At 38.3% G+C, this 19856-nt stretch carries 16 protein-coding genes and 2 pseudogenes; 5 read left to right on the forward strand and 13 right to left on the reverse strand.

Going from position 1 to position 19856, the window contains the following annotated elements:
• The first annotated feature begins 121 nt into the window (after positions 1-121).
• Positions 122-334 (forward strand): cold-shock protein, encoded by a 213-nt coding sequence (locus ED2_RS03845; protein ID WP_005879125.1) that lies wholly within the window; start codon positions 122-124, stop codon positions 332-334.
• A 124-nt stretch (positions 335-458) separates the two neighbouring features.
• Here the strand turns inward: ED2_RS03845 and ED2_RS03850 are convergent, their stop codons facing one another.
• Positions 459-896, reverse strand: coding sequence for an EbsA family protein (locus ED2_RS03850; RefSeq protein ID WP_016176699.1), 438 nt, complete (start codon positions 894-896; stop codon positions 459-461).
• Positions 897-973: 77 nt separating this feature from the next.
• Between ED2_RS03850 and ED2_RS03855 the strand changes: the two genes are divergently transcribed.
• Positions 974-1408 (forward strand): ribonuclease HI family protein, encoded by a 435-nt coding sequence (locus tag ED2_RS03855; RefSeq protein ID WP_005879122.1) that lies wholly within the window; start codon positions 974-976, stop codon positions 1406-1408.
• Positions 1409-1597: 189 nt separating this feature from the next.
• Here ED2_RS03855 and ED2_RS03860 read toward each other — a convergent pair whose 3' ends face one another.
• The 5 genes from ED2_RS03860 to ED2_RS03880 form a co-directional block, all read right to left on the reverse strand.
• Positions 1598-2734 carry a cation diffusion facilitator family transporter gene (locus ED2_RS03860; protein WP_016176700.1) on the reverse strand — a complete coding sequence of 379 codons (1137 nt, stop codon included), beginning with the start codon at positions 2732-2734 and terminating at the stop codon, positions 1598-1600.
• Positions 2735-2753: 19 nt separating this feature from the next.
• Positions 2754-3350, reverse strand: a complete 597-nt coding sequence (locus ED2_RS03865; RefSeq protein ID WP_016176701.1) for an ECF transporter S component — start codon at positions 3348-3350, stop codon at positions 2754-2756.
• Between the two features lie 293 nt (positions 3351-3643).
• On the reverse strand, positions 3644-6286 hold the full coding sequence (alaS, locus tag ED2_RS03870) for an alanine--tRNA ligase (RefSeq protein ID WP_016176702.1): 2643 nt from the start codon (positions 6284-6286) through the stop codon (positions 3644-3646).
• A 589-nt stretch (positions 6287-6875) separates the two neighbouring features.
• Complete coding sequence (locus tag ED2_RS03875; protein ID WP_005879118.1) at positions 6876-8225, reverse strand: DEAD/DEAH box helicase; 1350 nt, start codon at positions 8223-8225, stop codon at positions 6876-6878.
• Between the two features lie 97 nt (positions 8226-8322).
• Positions 8323-9471: a VanZ family protein gene (locus tag ED2_RS03880; RefSeq protein ID WP_005879117.1), complete on the reverse strand. Its 1149-nt coding sequence runs from the start codon at positions 9469-9471 to the stop codon at positions 8323-8325.
• A gap of 125 nt (positions 9472-9596) precedes the next feature.
• Between ED2_RS03880 and ED2_RS03885 the strand changes: the two genes are divergently transcribed.
• The gene (locus ED2_RS03885) at positions 9597-9920 is read left to right on the forward strand and encodes a hypothetical protein (protein WP_005879115.1); all 324 of its coding nucleotides are present in this window, start codon (positions 9597-9599) and stop codon (positions 9918-9920) included.
• 72 nt (positions 9921-9992) lie between these two features.
• Here the strand turns inward: ED2_RS03885 and ED2_RS03890 are convergent, their stop codons facing one another.
• The 7 genes and pseudogenes from ED2_RS03890 to ED2_RS03920 form a co-directional block, all read right to left on the reverse strand.
• Complete coding sequence (locus tag ED2_RS03890) at positions 9993-11543, reverse strand: AbgT family transporter (RefSeq protein WP_016176703.1); 1551 nt, start codon at positions 11541-11543, stop codon at positions 9993-9995.
• Positions 11544-11738: 195 nt separating this feature from the next.
• The gene (sdaAA, locus tag ED2_RS03895; protein WP_016176704.1) at positions 11739-12602 is read right to left on the reverse strand and encodes an L-serine ammonia-lyase, iron-sulfur-dependent, subunit alpha; all 864 of its coding nucleotides are present in this window, start codon (positions 12600-12602) and stop codon (positions 11739-11741) included.
• 38 nt (positions 12603-12640) lie between these two features.
• The gene (gene pepV, locus ED2_RS03900) at positions 12641-14056 is read right to left on the reverse strand and encodes a dipeptidase PepV (RefSeq protein ID WP_016176705.1); all 1416 of its coding nucleotides are present in this window, start codon (positions 14054-14056) and stop codon (positions 12641-12643) included.
• Between the two features lie 71 nt (positions 14057-14127).
• A pseudogene (locus ED2_RS03905) lies at positions 14128-14529 on the reverse strand (serine dehydratase beta chain); the annotation flags it as partial.
• Entirely contained in the window at positions 14526-15896 is a 1371-nt protein-coding gene (locus ED2_RS03910) for an APC family permease (RefSeq protein ID WP_016176706.1), read from the reverse strand. The pseudogene ED2_RS03905 and the gene ED2_RS03910, both read right to left, overlap by 4 nt.
• A gap of 230 nt (positions 15897-16126) precedes the next feature.
• Positions 16127-17080 (reverse strand): L-threonine 3-dehydrogenase, encoded by a 954-nt coding sequence (locus ED2_RS03915; RefSeq protein WP_016176707.1) that lies wholly within the window; start codon positions 17078-17080, stop codon positions 16127-16129.
• 106 nt (positions 17081-17186) lie between these two features.
• Positions 17187-18377, reverse strand: a pseudogene (locus tag ED2_RS03920) (glycine C-acetyltransferase).
• Positions 18378-18908: 531 nt separating this feature from the next.
• On the opposite strand from ED2_RS03920, the gene ED2_RS03930 reads away from it, so the two are divergent.
• The gene (locus ED2_RS03930; protein ID WP_016176710.1) at positions 18909-19094 is read left to right on the forward strand and encodes a hypothetical protein; all 186 of its coding nucleotides are present in this window, start codon (positions 18909-18911) and stop codon (positions 19092-19094) included.
• A gap of 196 nt (positions 19095-19290) precedes the next feature.
• Positions 19291-19707 carry a hypothetical protein gene (locus ED2_RS03935; protein ID WP_016176711.1) on the forward strand — a complete coding sequence of 139 codons (417 nt, stop codon included), beginning with the start codon at positions 19291-19293 and terminating at the stop codon, positions 19705-19707.
• Positions 19708-19856: the final 149 nt, after the last annotated feature.

Below are 19856 nucleotides of genomic sequence, written 5' to 3' on the forward strand. Positions count from 1 at the left end.
TAATAGTAATTATACCTGTTTTTAATTTAAAAAAAAATAGCTTTTTTAATTTATTTGACGTACCTATAAATACTCTTTATAATATAGTCTATGATCAGACTTTAGAAAGGTCGTGAGTGCTTTGACCACAGGAATCGTGAAATGGTTTGACAATAAAAAAGGATACGGATTTATCAGTTATGATGAGACAGAAGAAATATTCGTCCATTTTACTGCAATCGAAGAAGAAGGTTTCAAATCACTTGAGGAAAATCAACCTGTTGAATTTGAAGTGATTGAAGGAAATCGTGGGACACAAGCGGCCCATGTAAAGAAACAAGTAATTGATAACTGAAGATACTGAAACGGCTATGTATAAACATAGCCGTTTTTTTAGTCTTTATTCAAGCTCGCAGCTGCTGTAGTTTATCTAAATAGTCAAATCTTTTGAACAGCTGAAAGATCCCTGTTTTTCTCAGTTATTTCTCCGAACTAAATCCTCTTGTTGCCGCTTTATTTTCTAGTTGCTCTTGTTGTTCATTGTCTTTGAAAAATGACACAAACGAAGCCTGAGCTTTTTTTTGCATTAGATAAAAGGAAGGTTCTTTCTTTCCTACATACTTGATTTTAACTCCCCGCTTCTCTGGAATGATCTTGTCGATTTCTTGTACGGTGATCACACGATCTTTCCAAAATGCAGCATACCTGATCTTTATCGAATGAGAGTTCAAAACAAACGCACGTCTTAGACCAAGAAATAGGAAAATTAAAAATAGCCCCAAGACTAAATTACTTTTCCAATACGGTCTAGTATTCTCAAGAGATAAGATCAAACTGAAAAATAAAATAATCAAGGTCAATGACCAATAAATGATCGTCTGCGCCCATTCAGGCTGCCAGCGAATTATTTTTTTCATCCTTCAACCTCGCATCAATTAGTAATGGTATAATTATAGCATAACACTATTTTTATAAAAAGGAGTGTGTTTCCCTTATGATAAAAGTATATATGGATGCTTCGACAAAAGGCAACCCCGGCCCTAGTGGCGGTGGGATACTGATTGTCCACGAAAACCGACAAGAACAGCTTAAGGTCCCTCTTTCAGAAGGCTCAAACCATCAAGCTGAGTTTGAAGTCTTTTTAAAAACTTTAACAATTCTAAAAGAAAAAGGTCTTACAAAAGAAACCATCTTGTGTTATTCAGACAGTAAAGTGTTAGTTTCAACGATCGATAAAGATCATACATCCAATCAAAATTTTATCTCGTACTTCCAAGCCATCCAGACACTTCTATCGGAATTCACATTATTGATACTTCAGTGGATACCTGAAAGTAAAAATAAAGGAGCCGACCATTTAGCCCGACAAGCCTTACAAGCACTGTTGGACAAAGAGGCTGGGACAGAAGTGTTTAACTCCGAGAAATAAGAAGAAATCAACGAAAATCGCTTTTCAAATTTTTGTGGATTTCGGCTTATTTAAGAAGGTGTTGCTTCTGCTCCCACCGTTTATTCGTTTTTAAAGCATGAGACAAAAGTGTTTCTTACTTTTGTCCCATGCTCACTTTCTCATTTTTAACCATTCAGCGTAAAATTAAAGAGTCTTTTAAAAGACTCTTTAATACAGCAAATAATTATGATCAAATGTGATATCTAAATCATAATTGCCGATTCTTTCCTCGATTTGGACACGAAGCACACGCTCTAATTCTTCATCAGAAAAGTTGAACTTCTCAGGTACCACTACATCGAACTGTAATTCCTTTCCATTACGGATCATACGAAGATCGTGGAGTTTCAAGCCTTCTCCAGTTTCCTTGATGATCTTTTTAAGAACTTTTAGTATTTCTCGATAATTTTCATTGTTCACCGGTACTGGATCAAGGTGGCAAACCAATTCTACATCTAGAGTCTTTTTAAAGTCTTTTTCGATGATATCGATGATTTTATGGGCTTGGTTCAAATCAAGACTATCATCTACCTCGATATGAACAGAAGCAAATTTCTTACTTGGTCCATAATTATGAACAAGGAGATCATGGAACCCTAAGATGTTCTCATAGGATAATAGCAGTTTTTCCATTGCTAAAATTTCTTCTTTTGTTGGCCGACTTCCTAATAAGTCATAAACAAAGTCACGTAGCATCATGATACCACTTAACAAGATATACCCTGCCAAAGCAAACCCAACATACCCATCGATTCGCCAGCCCATCAACCATTCGATCCCAGCCGAAAGCAAAACTGCTAATGTTGTATAAACATCGTTGTAGCTGTCTTTAGCTGTTGCACGTAAGGTTTCTGAATCGATGGATTGCGCGATCGTTACATACATTCGTCCTTGGACAAATTTTAAAATGATGGAAAAGAGTAACACTATAAAAATAATCGGAGAAAGTGTAAGACTTTCTGGATGGATGATTTTTCCAATCGAGGTCTCTAAAAATTGAAACCCGACATACGTGATAATGATCGAAACAAACAAACCGCTGATATATTCAAACCGCTCATGACCATAAGGATGCTCTGGATCTGCCGGTTTTGCCGCAATCTTAAAACCCACTAAGGTTAAAATCGACGAAGCGGTGTCTGACAAACTGTTGATAGCATCTGCCATGATCGAGACACTTCCAGAAAAGAGGCCAATCGTTAACTTTGAAATAAATAAGATCAGATTGGAGAGCAAGCCTAAAACGCCAGCTAAGATCCCTTTTTTTGTTCGTTCCGCAGATGTTATTTTCTTCTTTTTTGTCACTTTTTTACCCTTTCTCTCGTTATTCTGGTTTAAGGGGTGTTGCTGAAAATAGTGCTTTTGCAATCAACGGGGTGATTACACCTGCACCAATTGCTTCTGGAATACCATTGATTGCAGCGATTCCTGCTAATGTTTTGAATAGCAAAGAAGAATCGATTCCATACGCTTCTGCAGTAGCCCCCGTATAAAACAGTCCCATAAATCCTAAAACTAACACTGTGTTTACCAGTGAACCCAATACGCCAGCAACTGCTGAACCAACAACTATTGAGTGATACCGTCGATAGATCCAGTGAAAAACAAGACCTGCCACTAGACCTACTAAGATACGAGGAACAACAGAGATGATTGGATTCGTAAAGACAAGTGTATCAAATGGAGTCGTTGGCATTGCATAGGCGCGAATGATTGTTGCTATCCCCCAAAACAAGCCAATGACCATCCCGTCTTTTGGTCCTAAAACAACGGCCGCTACAATTACTGTGATATGGATGATCGACAAGCTTATAAAACCTAGTGGAATGAACCCTAACCACGGTACCATTGCTTGAACAATGATGATTGCTAATAAAATCGCACGAATGACCAAACGAAATGTTTTATTTTTAGTATTCATCTGTTTCCCTCCTTATTTTCTTTATCCTAATCGTAAAAGGTTTTGCTTATTTGTCAACTAATTGGTTATAAATCAGCACAAAACAAGAAAGAGGTTGGGACAGAAGTGTTTAACTCCGAGAAATAAGAAGAAATCAACGAAAATTGCTTTTCAAATTTTTGTTAATTTCAGCTTATTTAAGAAGGAGTTGCTTCTGCTCCCACCGTTTATTCGTTTTTAAAGAGTGGGACAAAAGTGTTTCTTACTTTTGTCCCACTCTCTTAGTATTGCTCATTCAAATTTGATAACTGTTCTTATTGATTCGCCAACCATGCTTTCGCTTCTGACAATGCATCTGGAATACCCGCTGGATTTTTTCCACCTGCTTGAGCCATGTCAGGTCGACCACCGCCACCGCCGCCAACTTTTGGTGCGATTGCTTTGATCAAATCGCCAGCTTTCAAACCAGCTTCATTCATTTCTTTTGTCATCGCAGCCAATAAGCTGACTTTTCCATCCTGTTCGTTTGCTAGAACAAGGATGTCGGAAATCGCTTTTTGTTTCCATTGGTCTGCTAATTGACGCAATTGGTTCATGTCTTTCACTTTGACTTGAGCTGTGATTATTGTTTTTCCATTGATTGTTTCGCTATTCTTGAATATATCGCTTGCTTGTTGATTTGCCAACTTGCTAGCCAATTGTTCATTTTCTTTTTGCAGTTCTTTCAGTTGTTGTTGCAATTGTTCTGTTTTAGACACTACTTCTTTCAACTGAGGAGATTTTACGATTGCAGCGACATCTTTCAACTGTTGTTCTTCTTCTTCAAGAAGTTCATATGCTTCTTTACTTGTTACTGCTTCAATACGACGAACACCTGCACCAATACCAGACTCAGAAACGATTTTGAATATCCCGATATTTTCAGTATTTGCTACATGCGTTCCGCCACAAAGTTCGATCGACCAATCACCCACATTAACTACACGGACTTCACGACCATATTTTTCACCAAATAGCGCCATAGCTCCCATGTTTTTAGCCGTATCAATATCCGTTTCGATCGTTTCGACTGGAATAGCTTCCCAGATTTTTTCATTGACGATTTTTTCCATTTTGATCAATTCATCTGTTGTGATTTGACCAAAGTGAGTAAAGTCAAAACGTAAATGGCCTGGAGCAACTAATGAACCTGCTTGATTCGCATGTTCTCCTAATACTTCTTTTAATGCTTTATGCAATAAATGGGTCGCTGTATGATTTTTGATAATTCGATTTCTTCTAGGTGCATCGATCAATAAATGGTAGACTTGTCCTTCTTTGATCGTTGAAAGAACCTCAACCGTATGCATAAACTGACCATTTGGCGCTTTTTGTACATCAACGACATTTGCCACAATATCACCAGAGGCATCAATGATCCAACCAGTATCTGCTACTTGTCCACCCATTTCCGCATAGAATGGTGTTTCAGCAAAAATAAGTTGTGCTTCACCTTTGGTAAGCTCGCTTACAAGTTCTTCACCTTTGACGATCACCAAAAGTTCGCTATTTGATTCAATATGATCATAGCCGACAAATTTACTTTCAACCTTGATATCTGTCAATAAAGCAGATTGTACGCCCATAGACTTTTCAGTGCTACGCGCAGAGCGGGCACGTTCTCTTTGTGCTTCCATTTCTTTTTCGAAACCAGCATGATCTACTTTTAGCCCTTCATCTTCCGCCACTTCTTCTGTTAATTCAACTGGGAATCCATAGGTATCATAAAGTTTGAAGATATCTTTTCCAGAAAGTGTTGTGCCGTTTTCTTTTTTGACATCCGCGATGACTTGATTCAGGATCTCCAATCCTTCATTGATTGTTTCATTAAATCGTTCTTCCTCTGTCCGAACCACTTTTTCAATGAATTCTTTTTGTTGAAGGACTTCAGGATAATAGCTAACCATGATCTCTCCAACTACTGGCACAAGGTCATATAAAAATGCTTTTTCGATCCCTAATTTTTTGCCATGCATCACAGCGCGACGTAGTAAGCGACGTAGTACATAACCGCGTCCTTCGTTAGATGGTAAAGCACCGTCTCCAATAGCAAAAGACAACGCACGGATATGATCGGCAATAACTTTATAAGAAATATCTGTAACAGGATTTTCACCGTATTTTACTTGCTTGCTTAATTTTTCTACCGCATGGATGATTGGTAAGAATAAATCTGTTTCGAAGTTCGTTGGGGCATCCTGAACAATGGAAACCATCCGTTCAAGTCCCATCCCCGTATCAATGTTTTTATGTGGCAATGGTTCAAACGTATTATCTGGTTTGTGATTGAATTCAGAAAAAACAAGATTCCAGATTTCTAGGTATCTTTCATTTTCCCCACCAGGGTAATTTTCAGGATCATCTTCTGCTAAGTCATTATAAGCTTCTCCGCGATCATAGAAGATTTCTGTATCTGGACCACATGGACCGGCACCGATATCCCAGAAATTATCTTCCACGTCAATGATATGATCCATTGGTAACCCAACTTCTTCATGCCAAATACGTTTTGCTTCTGTATCTTTGGGATAAACAGTCACATATAGTTTCTCAGGATCGAAAGCCATCCATTCAGGACCAGTTAAAAATTCCCATGCCCAGTGAATTGCTTCATTTTTAAAGTAATCCCCGATTGAAAAGTTCCCTAACATCTCAAACATCGTGTGGTGGCGAGCTGTCTTCCCAACATTTTCAATATCGTTCGTACGAATCGATTTTTGCGCATTTGTGATTCTTGGATTTTCTGGTACGACTGAACCATCAAAATATTTTTTTAATGTTGCAACCCCAGAGTTGATCCATAATAAAGTTGGATCATTCACTGGAACTAACGATGCACTCGGTTCGATTGTATGCCCTTTTGATTGAAAGAAATCTAAAAACATTTGTCGAACTTGCGCACTACTTAATTGTTTCATTTCATAACCTTCTTCCTTGATTTTAAAGTACAAAAAAACACCATCACAGCCAAGGACGAAAACTCGCGGTACCACCTTGATTGCAATGATGTTCGATCATTACCTCTTAAACTCGATAACGCTGAGTAGCGTTGATATTGCTATCAAGAGAAAAAAGGGAGCAATTTGGATGTAGACTATTCTTTTTCCAGCCTAGAAAGAATTTTCTGTCAGTCTTTGAACAAACAAACCATGTCCTTTTCGTACCTTATTAGTATACGTATTCTCATTTCTTCTGTCAACAACTCTCGAAGATTTCTTTCCTTGTTCCATAAACATTTTTTGTTCAAATAGCCTTGGAAGATTACAATCACAAGAAATCTTTTCAAAAAGAGAAAGCAAGCTTACTATTCATCAAGAAAAGCAACAGCCTTAGATTTACCCCAAAAAAATATAGATCCCTGTCAAATCAACATAAATTGGTATCTAAAATCTAGATAAGACAACACTAACACTCAGTATTATTGATTCAATCTATTTATCCTAGCTTGATGATAGTTAGATTTACAAGAAAAAAGCGAGCCAGGATGACTAGCTCACTTTTGAAGTTTTATTTATGTGAATTTTTCTTGTTCTTCTTAGCAGTTCTTGTTTGTTGTCTTCGTTCGATCTTGCGTTCTTGTTTGTTCTTTTCCGCAATTGCCCAATCGATTTTTTTCTTATATCCTGGTTTGATTTTTTTCTTTTTCTTTTTCACAAGACCAATCAATGTTGGATCAAGAGTATCTTTTGATTTTTCCCGTTTCGTTCGACGATTTCGATCATACGTTTTAACGATTTCGTCATTCTTGATCTCCATCGGTTCAAACGTCACGCCGATTTTTTCAATACCATCGATTGCTTGTTCATCACTTGGAGAATATAACGTGATTGCTGTTCCTTTAAGCCCATTACGTCCTGTACGACCAACGCGATGGATAAAGAAATCTAAATCATCAGGAACTTCCGCATTGATGACATGGGATACTCCTTCGATATCGATTCCACGAGCAGCTAGATCCGTAGCAACAACATATTGATACTCTAAGTTTTGTACTTGACGCATCACACGTTTTCTTTCTCGAGGTGTGATTCCCCCATGGATTTTTGCGACTTTAAGACCTTGATTTTTCAAGTAGTCCGCAATTTCATCCACATTTTGCTTAGTATTTGCAAAAACGATTGCCAGATAAGGATGACCGATCGTTAACAACTGATAGATCATTCGGTTTTTATCTTTCCCTTTAGTTGAAATCAACCAATTTTCAATATCTTCAGAAATGACAGCTTTCGGTTTGATTTCTTCAATGATTGGATTGACCATGTATTTACGTAAAAATGGACGTAGTTTTTCAGGAATCGTTGCTGAGAACACTAAGAATTGCAGTTTTTCAGGTAAACGACTGGCAATTTGATCGACTTCATTTAAAAAGCCCATGTCTAATGTCATATCCGCTTCATCCACTACAAAAGCAAAAGCTGTGTGGATCTTCAATGCTTGCTCATTCATCATATCTAAAATTCTACCTGGTGTACCAACTACAACATGGGGTTGTTGGTGATGCAAACGATTCAATTGACGTTGCTTGTCTGTTCCGCCGACAAAATTTGATACACGGACTTCTGGACTTGAAAATTTCGCAATCTGACTAGCAGCATCATAGATTTGCGTTGCAAGTTCCCGACTAGGGGCAGTGATCACCACTTGAACTTCTTCTTTTTCAGCATTTATTTTTTCAAATAATGGCAATAGGAATGTGTGTGTCTTCCCTGAGCCAGTTTGTGATTGACCAATGATATTCTTTCCTTTAGCGATCAATGGGATCAACCGTTCTTGGACTTCGGTGGGTTGTTTGAACCCTTTTTCCATCAATGCTTCATTGATATATGGTTTAAAATGGAATTGTTCAAAATTACTCATTTTAGCACCTCTTCTCTTTCATTTTTTCACGACTTTCGAATTATAACACATACAGGCATTTTTTGCTTCCTTATTTCAAGCTCTGCATCCCTGAAACTTATTGTTTATGCTTGTCTTCAATCGTACTGATCGTATGCGTATGGCTTGCCTTCTCATAAAATAAGACTCGTTTTTTTCGGATAAAAGATAGAATGATGTTCAAAACAAAAATAAATTGTGCAAACAAAATCCCAAGATATATAAATACTGAAGTCATCTGAGTCACACCCGTTGTATGATCAAAAACAATTTGCAGCAACTGCGAGATCCAACTTAAACCATAGAAAATAAAGTAGAGATACGCATAGCGGACAAACAATGATTTGAAGCGAAGTTTTGAGTTATCATCTGCTACGATCTTTATACGAACGATTTTCTTCCCTAGAGTTCGCCCATTAGTCAAATAAGGTACTAGCATAAAGTATAAAATGACTTCAATAAATATCCATCCACCACTTGAAGTGATACTTCCTATTTTAAAAGCCGCTTGCAATAACAACGTAATGATAAAAGTAAAAACAGACAAGAAACCCCAATCAATCAAATAAGCGACCAACCGTCTAGTAAGCGAAACCGTCTTACCCTTTTCATATGAGATTTCATCCATTCGTGCTCTAGTTGGTAACATAAAGGTGAAAACTGGTTCGATGATGAAGCCCAATGCGCCACCGAGGGTATTTGTGAGAAGATCATTTACATCAAATAAACGATATGGTCTAGGGTAGATAAAATAAAGACCACTCAACTGTGTCAACTCAAAAAACAATGAGAGACAAAAGCTTGCAATGACAGTTTTGATAAAAGAAAAACGGAAATAGTACCTTAAATAGATACCAAAAGGCACAATCAGTAATAAATTGAACACTGGCTCTAAGAAAACACTTTGTCTCATCGCGGGCAAGTACGTACTTGGATCGGATAAAACTAAGACTGTATTTTGTCTAAAATGTTCCCAAGTAGCGAATAAGTGCAATTCCATTTTTGGCCCTGTCATCTGTGCCACAGCTTCTTTCGTAGGTAATGGCAAGATCACCAAAAAATATGCACAGAGTAAATAAAAGACAAATGAGTACAAAACAATTGCTCTCGTTAAAATAAATGTTCCATACTTTCGATATTCATAAATAAAGAAAACCGATGAGATCGCTAATGCTAAAAATGGAAAAACAATCAGCGCAAATCGTATCGGTTCAATATAACTTGACATAAAAATCCCCCCCACCAGATGTATATTTATCTTATCAGTACCGTTACAAAACATGCAAGTAATGGAGGTATTATTTTTAAAATTAAATCAATTGAAGTATGATAAACATGAAGGGGGAATGAACAATGTTGAATATCTACTTTGTTTTTGGGGTTCCTATGTTTTTATTGATCCTTTATTTTGTTTTTGCGTACATACGCAAAAAAACGACTATCCACTATCTAGGTTTTATCCTCCTGATCATCTCAGGATTTATGCTGGTTTTCAACCTTCAAACGTGGCAACAGGCCTTACTAGAATTGGATCAATTCTCAGCAAAAGCTCTTTCTGAAAGAGTAGGTTATCCGATCTATCTGATTTGGGTACCTATTATCATTGCGATTTTTTTGATCATACTCAACCTTTTGCGGGCGTTTCGCCGCTTCAACTACTTAAAAAACAAAACATAAAAAAACGACTTTGTGTGATTAGGCAGCTTCCTAATACTCAAGGTCGTTCTATTTTTGATTATTGCAATGTGATCAGTGCAGATTCATCTCGATACCGGGTCCTAATGGAATATTGAATACATAGAAAAGAATGAACAAAATCACCCATGTAATAATCAAGCCGACTGAGTGAGGCAACATCATCGAGATGATCGTTCCAACACCCGTTTTTTTCTGATACTTTGCCGCAAATGTCACGATCAGTGCAAAATAAGGCATCAATGGTGTAATAATGTTGATTGGAGAGTCTGCTACACGGTAAGCGGCTAAAACAGCTTCTGGCGCAATCCCCAATTGATACAATAATGGAACAAAAATAGGTGTTAAGATTGCAAATTTTGGCACAGCTCCTACCAATACAAAGTCAAGCAATAATACTAACGCTAAGAAACTGAGTAACAATGCCAAACTACTTAAATTCATTCCTTCGATGATCGTCGCCGAGTTTACTGCCCAAACTGTTCCTAGATTGGTAAAATTGAAGTAAGCAATAAATTGGCTGATGATCAATAGCAAGAAGATCATCCCACCTAAGTTACTAAATACTTTGATGATTGGCATGACGACGTCTAAACTTGATTTGATCTTGCCAATTGCTTTTCCAAAGCAAACAGCTGGAACCAAAAAGACGATCAGGATCAATGAAATCAAACTATCCATGAAAGGCGTAGAACCAATCAATTCTCCAGTTTCTGGATGGCGCAACGCTGCTCCTTCTGGGATCGTGATCAGCAAAATAAATGTCAATACAACTAAAAAGCCGACCAACGCCCAACGCAACCCTTTTGATTCATCCTCGAATTCGTCATTTGCAATGGCTTCCTCTTCTTTGAATTTTCCTAAACGTGGTTCGATCAATTTTTCATTGATCAGTGTACAAACGATGACGATCAACACACTAGAAACAATCGAAAAATAAAAATTAGCCATCAAATCAACAGAGTAACCCGGGTTTATGATATGTACAGCATCATTCAAAATCTCAGTAAGCATCCCGTCTATCGGTGTAATGACAAGATTGACACCGAACCCGCCTGAAACACCAGCAAACGCCGCCGATAGACCAGCTAAAGGATGCCGTCCCACTTTATAAAAGACTGCTGCGCCTAGTGGGATCAAAACCAAGTAACCCGCATCAGAAGCGATACTTGACATAACTCCTAGTAAAACTAAGACTGCAGTCAAAGATGATTTAGGAACAACTTTCACTAATTTGCGGATCATCGCACCAATTAACCCTACTTCTGCCGCAAAACCTACGCCTACCATTGCCACTAAAGTCACACCAAGTGCTTGAAAACTCATTAGATTTGAAACCGTTGAAGTTAAGATAAAGCGAATACCTTCTCCGCTAAACAAACTCTTTACGTGAACTGTCGTTGATTCCAACTGTCCACTATCTGAATTAAATACTTCATAAGTGGCATTCTGCCCCATCATTTGAAAAATTTGCGATAGTACAGCCACAAACACGATGAGCATCAAGAAAATAATTGCGGGATGTGGTACACGATTCCCCAGTTTCTCTACACCATCTAAAATTTTATCTAATTTTGAATCATTCTTTTTTACGCCTTCTTTCATTATTTTTATCTCCTTTAAAAGTAGCCAGTTGGCAAAGAAGTTGACTCTTCCTTAAACTGATGAACAAACTTACTTGATAGTAATCCCTATAGGAATAGCTTCATTTGAATGAAACATATCAAATGAATAGTGCCCATCATAAAAAGGACTTGATCTTCTACCCGCTATACCAACCAGCTCATCTATCCATTCTTTTTATTGTTTTCCAAATAATTGTGCTGTAATTTTTCTACCAGTTGGCGTATCTGCTAATCCACCTTCTGCTGTTTCTTTGAACATGGTTGGCATCTTTCTTCCCACTTGATCCATCGCTTGTATCACCTCATCTGCGGGAATCGCACTCTTGATACCTGCTAAGGCCATATCTGCCGTTAACAAAGCAAGTGACGCCCCCATTGCATTTCGTGTGATACAGGGAATCTCCACTAGTCCTGCGACCGGATCACAGACTAACCCCATCGTGTTCATCAAAGTCAGTGCTACGGCATGACCGCATTGTTCAGGGGTGACCCCAGCAAGCTCAACAAGGCCTGCACTTGCCATTGCACTAGCAGAACCAACTTCTGCCTGACAACCTCCTTGGGCACCACTAATGGATGCCTGATTGGCAATTGCTAATCCTACTGCTCCAGCAGTAAACAAAAAGTTGACTTGCTGATTTTCATTCACCCCATGGACTTCTTTCATCATTGTAATGACGCCAGCACATACTCCGGCACTTCCAGCGGTTGGAGTTGCGCAGATCACACCCATCGATGCGTTTAATTCATTCGTTGCAATAGCGTTCCTTGCTGCTTGCAACGTATTTTTCCCGCTAAAAGGCGACATTTTTTCTAAATAATCAGTGAGCTTCGGTGCATCACCACCTGAAAATCCCGTCATAGAGGCTACACCAGTCAAGCCTTTTTCTACTGCTTGTTCCATTGCCACTAAATTTCTCGCCATTTCTCCCCAGATCTCTTCTTTTGTCCGTCCGCTTACTTTCATTTCTAAATCAATCATCACTTCAGCCAGACTACTATCAGCTGCTAGAGAAATCAGTTCAGCTATTGTTACCATTCTTTTATTCTCCCTCACTGTCAGCGACATCACACTTTCTATTGGACTAAACGGTAAATAGCATCTGCATAGATAGCAGTCGCTTGATAGATATCTTCGACATACATATATTCATTTGGTTGATGCATTACATTTTCACGGCCAGGGAAAAGAGCGCCAAAAGCACAACCTTTTTCTAGAACTCTGCCATAAGTACCCCCGCCAATCGTGCACTCGTCTCCTTTTTCACCTGTATGTTCTTCATAAACTTCCAACAATATTTTGATAAAAGGATCTTCTGCAGAAACATAATGGGGCAGTTTGATATCCCCAATGATTTTTGCTAAAACAGCGAATGGTTGTAACAACTCACTTATCTCTTGTAAAATTTTTTCATTTGTTGTTCCTTTTGGATGACGAATATTGATAATGATTTGCTTTTCATCAGTATCATATCTGAATACATTGGCACTTGAAGTCACTTGACCCATCACTTCATCTTCCCAATAAATATTAAGTAAATGTCCATTGAAATCTTTATGTAGATAGTTGGCAATCACAGAAAGGTAATTTGACCCGTCCGCATCAAATTGATAGCGATTTAAAAATTCACCTAAATAAGTAGCTGCATTGATTCCCTGTTCAGGGTCTTGCGCATGGACTGCTTTTCCAGTAATTTTGAATGTTGCGATATCCTCCGCCAATTCAAATGTACCTTTCAACTGGTTTTCTTCTAAAAAACGATCAAAATCATGTGCCAGTATATCGATCAACTCTAGTTTTATTATATTTACGACCGCAACAGCCTCACTAGGGACCATATTTGAACGTAACCCCGAAGTAAAACTTGCCAATTTCAGCTTACTCGCTTCACTTTTTTGACTTTCAAACGATAATTCACAGGAGATGATACCCTTCTCTCCATTGATGATCGGAAAGTTTGCATCTGGTGAAAAGCCAACTTTTGGTAGTTCTTCTACTTCTTTATAGCGATGGATTCCTGTCCATTCACTTTCTTCATCTGTTCCGAAAATAAAGCGGATTTTTTTATTGATCGGCAGATTCAATTTTTTGATCAGTTTTACAGCGTAATAAGCAGCAAGTGAAGGTCCTTTATCGTCACTTGACCCTCGGGCAAATAGTTTTCCATCTTTGATGACCGGCTCAAAAGGATCGGTGTCCCACCCCTGACCAGCAGGAACTACATCGACATGTCCAAGAATCCCGAACATTTCTGCTTCTTCAGGTCCATGATCGATATGTCCAGCTAAATTACCGATATTTTTCGTTTTGAATCCATCTCTTTCGCCAAACGCTAATACTTTTTGTAATGCTAAAGCTGGTCCAGGTCCTAAGGGATATTCTGCCATTCGATGTTCAATGTCTCGTACGCTATCGATAGCCAAAAGTTCTTTTAGATCATTCATTAATTCTTCTTTTATTGACTCTACTTCATTTTGCCAATTGATTTTCATAGTAACCTCCTGATGATTCATAGTTATGTGTGTTGGATCGTCTCTGTTTCGTTATATTCTTCTGTTTTACAGATCTCAATGTTTCCACCACCGATTGAGATACCAGTGACAGCTACACTTTTATTGATTGATTTTAAGATGATTTTCACTGTATTAGGATGATCCATTTCTTTTTTTGAAGGAATAAAGCATACCTCGATTCCTTCGCGATAAGCTAGTGCAAACGACTCTCCTAAGTTAGGATCATCGGGCAGCATTCCGAGGAGTCCACCCACTAACGCAACGTCTGTCCCATGTCCGCGATAGGTTTTCCCAAAAGAACCATATAAATAGATATCGACCTCTGTCGGTTTTTCCTGGAACATTTCTCTCGCAAACTTTCCGATCCTTGCAGCACCTGCTGTATGGGAACTACTAGGACCAACCATGATCGGCCCGATAATATCGAAGACACTCGAATACTTAGCTGTCATGTTCTCTCTCCTGATCCATGTTTTCTCTTCAAATAGATATAAATCGGAATGCCTGCTAATGTTATTGCGATCCCGCTAGCTGCTAGCACTGTTTGGGTGGCTAAGGTACTAGCAACGATAAAGATCCCGCCCACGATTGCGACCAGTGGGATCACTGGATAGATGGGTACTTTATAGGGTCTTTTCAGATCTGGTTCTTTTTTTCTTAAAATAATCACGCCAATAAAGACCATCGTGTAAAATATCCAGATAACGAAGACAAGCATATCTGTCAGCATGTCAAATCCACCGACCATCATCATCCCTACAGCAATGCTCAGTTCTAAGATACCTGCTACTAAAGGTATTTTCGTCTGATTGGTCAATTTGTCCAGATACTGACTAAAGGGTAATCGTTTTTCTTTCGCCATCACGTATGGAAGGCGCATACCAGTCAACGTATAGCCATTGATTGTTCCATAAACAGAGATCAAGATACCGATCGTGACTAACTTACCGCCAAAACCACCAAAAATCATTGTTGCTACTTCACTGGCTGTATTGCTGTTGCCACTGACACCTTCGATTGAAGCAGTTTTTAAAAAGACTGCATTGACTAATAAATAAACCACCATGATACCAATTATTCCTATAGAAATAGCTTTAGGAAGATCTTTGGCCGGCTTCTTTAATTCACCGGCAAGATTCCCCACATGAATCCACCCATCATAAGCAAACATCGTCGCTAAAAGTCCCGCTCCTAGTGCCGAAAACAACGGAAGATCTTTCCCTGCTGCAAATGGGAAAAGCTGAAATTCCACTCCACCACTGCGAGATAGTCCAAATAAAACGATCAACAGTAAGGGAATCAATTTGCAAACTAAAGTGATCGACTGAAAGGCGCCGCCCACTTTTGATCCTAGAAAATTGATCAACATGATCGTTACAGCTGCAATGATAGCGACTGGCACGATCAAGGAATTTGTCAAGCCAAAAAGATTGACGAATTGCGTACCGAAAATAATGGATAGTGCGGCGACATTTGCGGGAAAATAAATGATTACTTGCGCCCAACCTAGTAAAAATGCAGCAGTTTTTCCATAGATCCGTTCGATATATTTGATCATTCCGCCTGTTTCAGGTATCGCTGCTGCTAATTCTGCACCGGTCAATCCTGCACAAACTGAAATCACTCCTCCTAAAAACCATGAGAACATATGTAAGCTGACAGAGCCCGTCACTTCGGCGACACTTGCCGCTTTAAAGAAAACTCCAGCGCCGATCACCGTACCCATCACAGTGGATAGAGCAGTAAAAAAGCCCATGGTTCTTTTTAAGCCTTCTTCGTTTCCTTCGATATTTAATGGTGCTACTTTGTTATTCTCCATCTCCCTTTTCCTCCCTGAGCGTGGGACAAAGGTAAGAAACACTTTTGTCTCATTCTTTAAAACGAATAAACGGTAGGAGCAGAAGCAACTCCTTCGTAAATAAGCCGAAATTCACAAAAATTTGAAAAGCAATTTCCGTTAATTGCTTCTTATTTCTCGGAGTTAAACACTTCTGTCCCAGCCTCTTTCCTACGTTTAGTCAAGTATTTTTTTTATATTTTTTGAAGGGGTTATACTGTGGTCGCTAATTTTTCTTGAAGTTTCGTCAACATATCTTGTGTCATCGCGTGTAGATCATATTTCGGACAGAAGCCCCATTCTTCTTGTGCACAACTAATATTCAATGAGTCTGGCCAAGACTCAGCAATGGCTTGTCTAACAGGATCTACCTCATAAGTCATTTCAAAATCAGGGATGAACTTTTGGATTGCTTCCTTGATTTCCTCTGGTTCAAACGCCATTGCTGAGATATTAAATGCATTGCGATGGATCAATTTCTTTGGATCAGCATTCATCAATTGGATAATCGCCTCGATCGCATCTGGCATATACATCATATCCATTGAGGTATCTTGACCAATGAAACAGGTGTATTTTCCCTCTTTGATCGCTGAATAATAAATATCCACCGCGTAATCTGTCGTACCTCCACCTGGTAGAGTTTTGTAAGAGATCAAACCAGGGAACCGAACACCTCTTGTATCCACCCCGTATTTCGTATGATAATAATCACAAAGCAATTCACCGGCGACTTTTGTTACTCCATACATCGTAGTAGGGCGTTGGAGTGTATCTTGTGGTGTACTTTTTTTCGGAGTATCCGGACCGAATGCGCCGATCGAACTTGGCGTGAAAAACTTCAAATCAAATTCGCGTGCTACCTCTAAAGCATTGACTAAACCTACCATATTAAGATCCCAAGCAAATTTCGGCTTTGCTTCAGCGACAGCGGACAATAACGCTGCCAAATGGATCAACGTATCTACTTGATAGGTTTCTACTAAGCTACGCATCTTTTCATAATCCATGACATCTAAAATTTCGAATAGTTCATCATCCGTACTTTGTTCAGGTAAACGAATATCTGTGACAATGACGTTTTCTTTTCCTAGATCTTGTCTGAGACGCGTAACCAACTCTGATCCAATTTGTCCTAAACATCCAGTAACTAACACTCTTTTCATCGTAAGGCTCCTTTGCAAATTATTTTTTCTATTCTTATTTAGCGAAAGCAAATCGATTTGTGGCTCTCGTTTAATAGCTACGGCAAATGAGGGAAATAATTTTTTCTTAAATGATTCCCATCTCTTTTCCCACATTCAAATAAACAGCGATTGCTTGGTCTAACATCTCTTTTGTATGTTCCGCAGTCGGCATATTGCGGACCCGCCCAGTTCCTAATGGTACAGTTGGAAAAACGATTGGCTTCACATAGATCCCTTGTTCAATCAATTTGCTTGAAAAACGTTGGGTCATTGTTTCATCACCTAAAATAACTGGGGTAATCGGTGTCTGTGAAACGCCGATATCATACCCGATTTTTTTCAACTCATTTTTAAAATATTCTGCGTTTTCCCATACTTTATCAACTAATTCGGGATGATCTTGCATCAGTTGAATAGAAGTTAAGGCTGCGCCAGCGGCTCCTGGTGTAAGAGAAGTCGAAAATAAGAATGGGCGACTGCGCGATTTTAACCAATCAATCAGTAACTTCGAGCCTGCCACATAACCGCCAACCACACCAATTGCTTTTGATAATGTTCCCATCTGCATGTCGATTTTATGATTCAAACCGAAATGCTTCACTGTACCAGCTCCTTTACCCATTACTCCAGATCCGTGGGCATCATCTACGTAAGTGATCAAGCCATATTTTTCCGCAATAGGTATCATATCTGGCAAATTAGCGATGTCCCCATCCATAGAAAAAACGCCGTCCGTGATATACATTATTTTTTTATAACGTCCACTTTCTAATGCTGTCTTGGCTTTTTCTTCTAAGTCGGTCATGTCCTGATGTTTCACTCGAATGATCTTCGCCCCTGATAATCGACAACCGTCGATGATCGAAGCATGATTCAATTCATCTGATAATATAGCATCATCCTTCGTCATGATTGCTGAAATTGCGCCCATATTGCAATTGAAACCAGACTGAAAAGCAATCGCTGCTTCCGTTCCTTTAAACTCGGCAATTTTATTTTCTAACTCCTGATGAATCTATAACGAGCCATTGATCGTCCGAACTGCTCCAGCACCAACGCCATACTTTATAGTAGCCTCGATACATGCATCCTTTAGTTCTGCACGGTTGGCAAATCCTAAATAATTGTTAGATGCTAAGTTGATCAACCGCCGTCCTTCAACATTGATGATTGCTGCATTCGCTCCTTCTAGAATGTCGATCGTATTGTACAATCCTTGGTCCTTTAATAAAGATAACTCGCGATCCAAATAATCTGACAGTATTTCTGAAGACATTTCGCCACCTCCATTTTTTTGAAACAAAAACCTAGGGATTCACTATATGCAGAATAAAACAGTATCCTTCCGTTTGTTATTATGCCTGTTATTGGTAACGCTTACATCAATAATGAGAGTTATTTAACCGCTTTTTTCAAACATAACGTTTTATTATGAAACGATTATTATCCAACCAACTTATTTTATTTTTTTATTCCAAGTTATTTTTAGTTTATTTTTTTCTACATTGTATAGAAATGCTGTTAAGGCAATATCGAGAAAAATAGTAACTATTTTCTGAATTTTTTTGTAATTTAAATACTAAATCACTTCTTCTTGACTTGATAAAAAAACAATTAATCATCGTTTTTATTAGTGTTTTCTCATATTCCGTCTGCAATGCAAAATTTTTGTGTGAGGCATGCTCTATGTATGAAAATTTTGCAGGATATCTCGTAAAAAAATAGCAGATTACAAATAAGACTTGTTCAGCGATTATTTTTAGTTTATTGTTTATTTAACAAACTAGCGAACATAGGAGGACATAGGGTGAAACGTGAGAAAATAGGTATCGGTGTGAAGTTATCGGTCTATCTATTCGTATTATTTGGAATAAGATATGTAACGAATACTTTTATGATAGGGATTGCTTATGCTTTTGCAACTCTATTTACGCTATATGATATTTATACAACCATCCGTGATGTAAAAGGACTTAAAAAACATGGTTCATAACAATTGAACATTCAACATCTTTCATACCGCTCTCCGATTGAAATGCAAGCATTGCTTTATCACATAAGAATACCCTCTTGTGAAAAACTTTATGCTTAAATAGCCACTTGTAAGGAGCAAGATCGGTGGGAACAGATTTTGTGAGCCAACCAATGAATTGATGATTTTAGACTATAATCAAAAGGAGAAAAATTTCATGGCCTTTTTACCACCTAATAAAACAAAAGCTGAAGAACTACTTTTGGCGAATAACTTGCACCCCCATAGTAATTACATTCTTGCTAGCAGTCGAATGAATCCTGTTGCTAAATCCGCTACTTGGTTGTTTTTGTCAGCTCGAACCTCAATTATCACCAATCTGTTTGAAAAACCTTATTGCCTAGTATTTATAAAAGATAAAATAGTTGCAATAAAAATTTCGGGAAAAGCATCAGTTACAACTTATAACAAAAGTGACATAACTAATTTTTCGGTAAAAGATGGGCTAAATTCTACATTGATAATCGACTTTCTTTATCGGGGCGAACCAATTTCTTTTTATACCCATAAAAACACTGGTTATCGCATTGCTTATAGCGCTGAAAACCTCAAAAAATTAGAAATGGATTCTTGACGAGGTTACCTTAGAAAAACTGAATGAACTCGTTCTGCTCTCAACAACAAGAAAAAAATTCATACTTTCTTTATACTTAAAAAAGCTGAATGTGGGACAAATCTAACAATCAATTTTGCTACAGACTCTCGAATAAACGTCAGCCAAAA

It is taken from the genome of Enterococcus durans NBRC 100479 = LMG 10746, assembly GCF_001544215.1.
Lineage (GTDB): Bacteria > Bacillota > Bacilli > Lactobacillales > Enterococcaceae > Enterococcus_B > Enterococcus_B durans.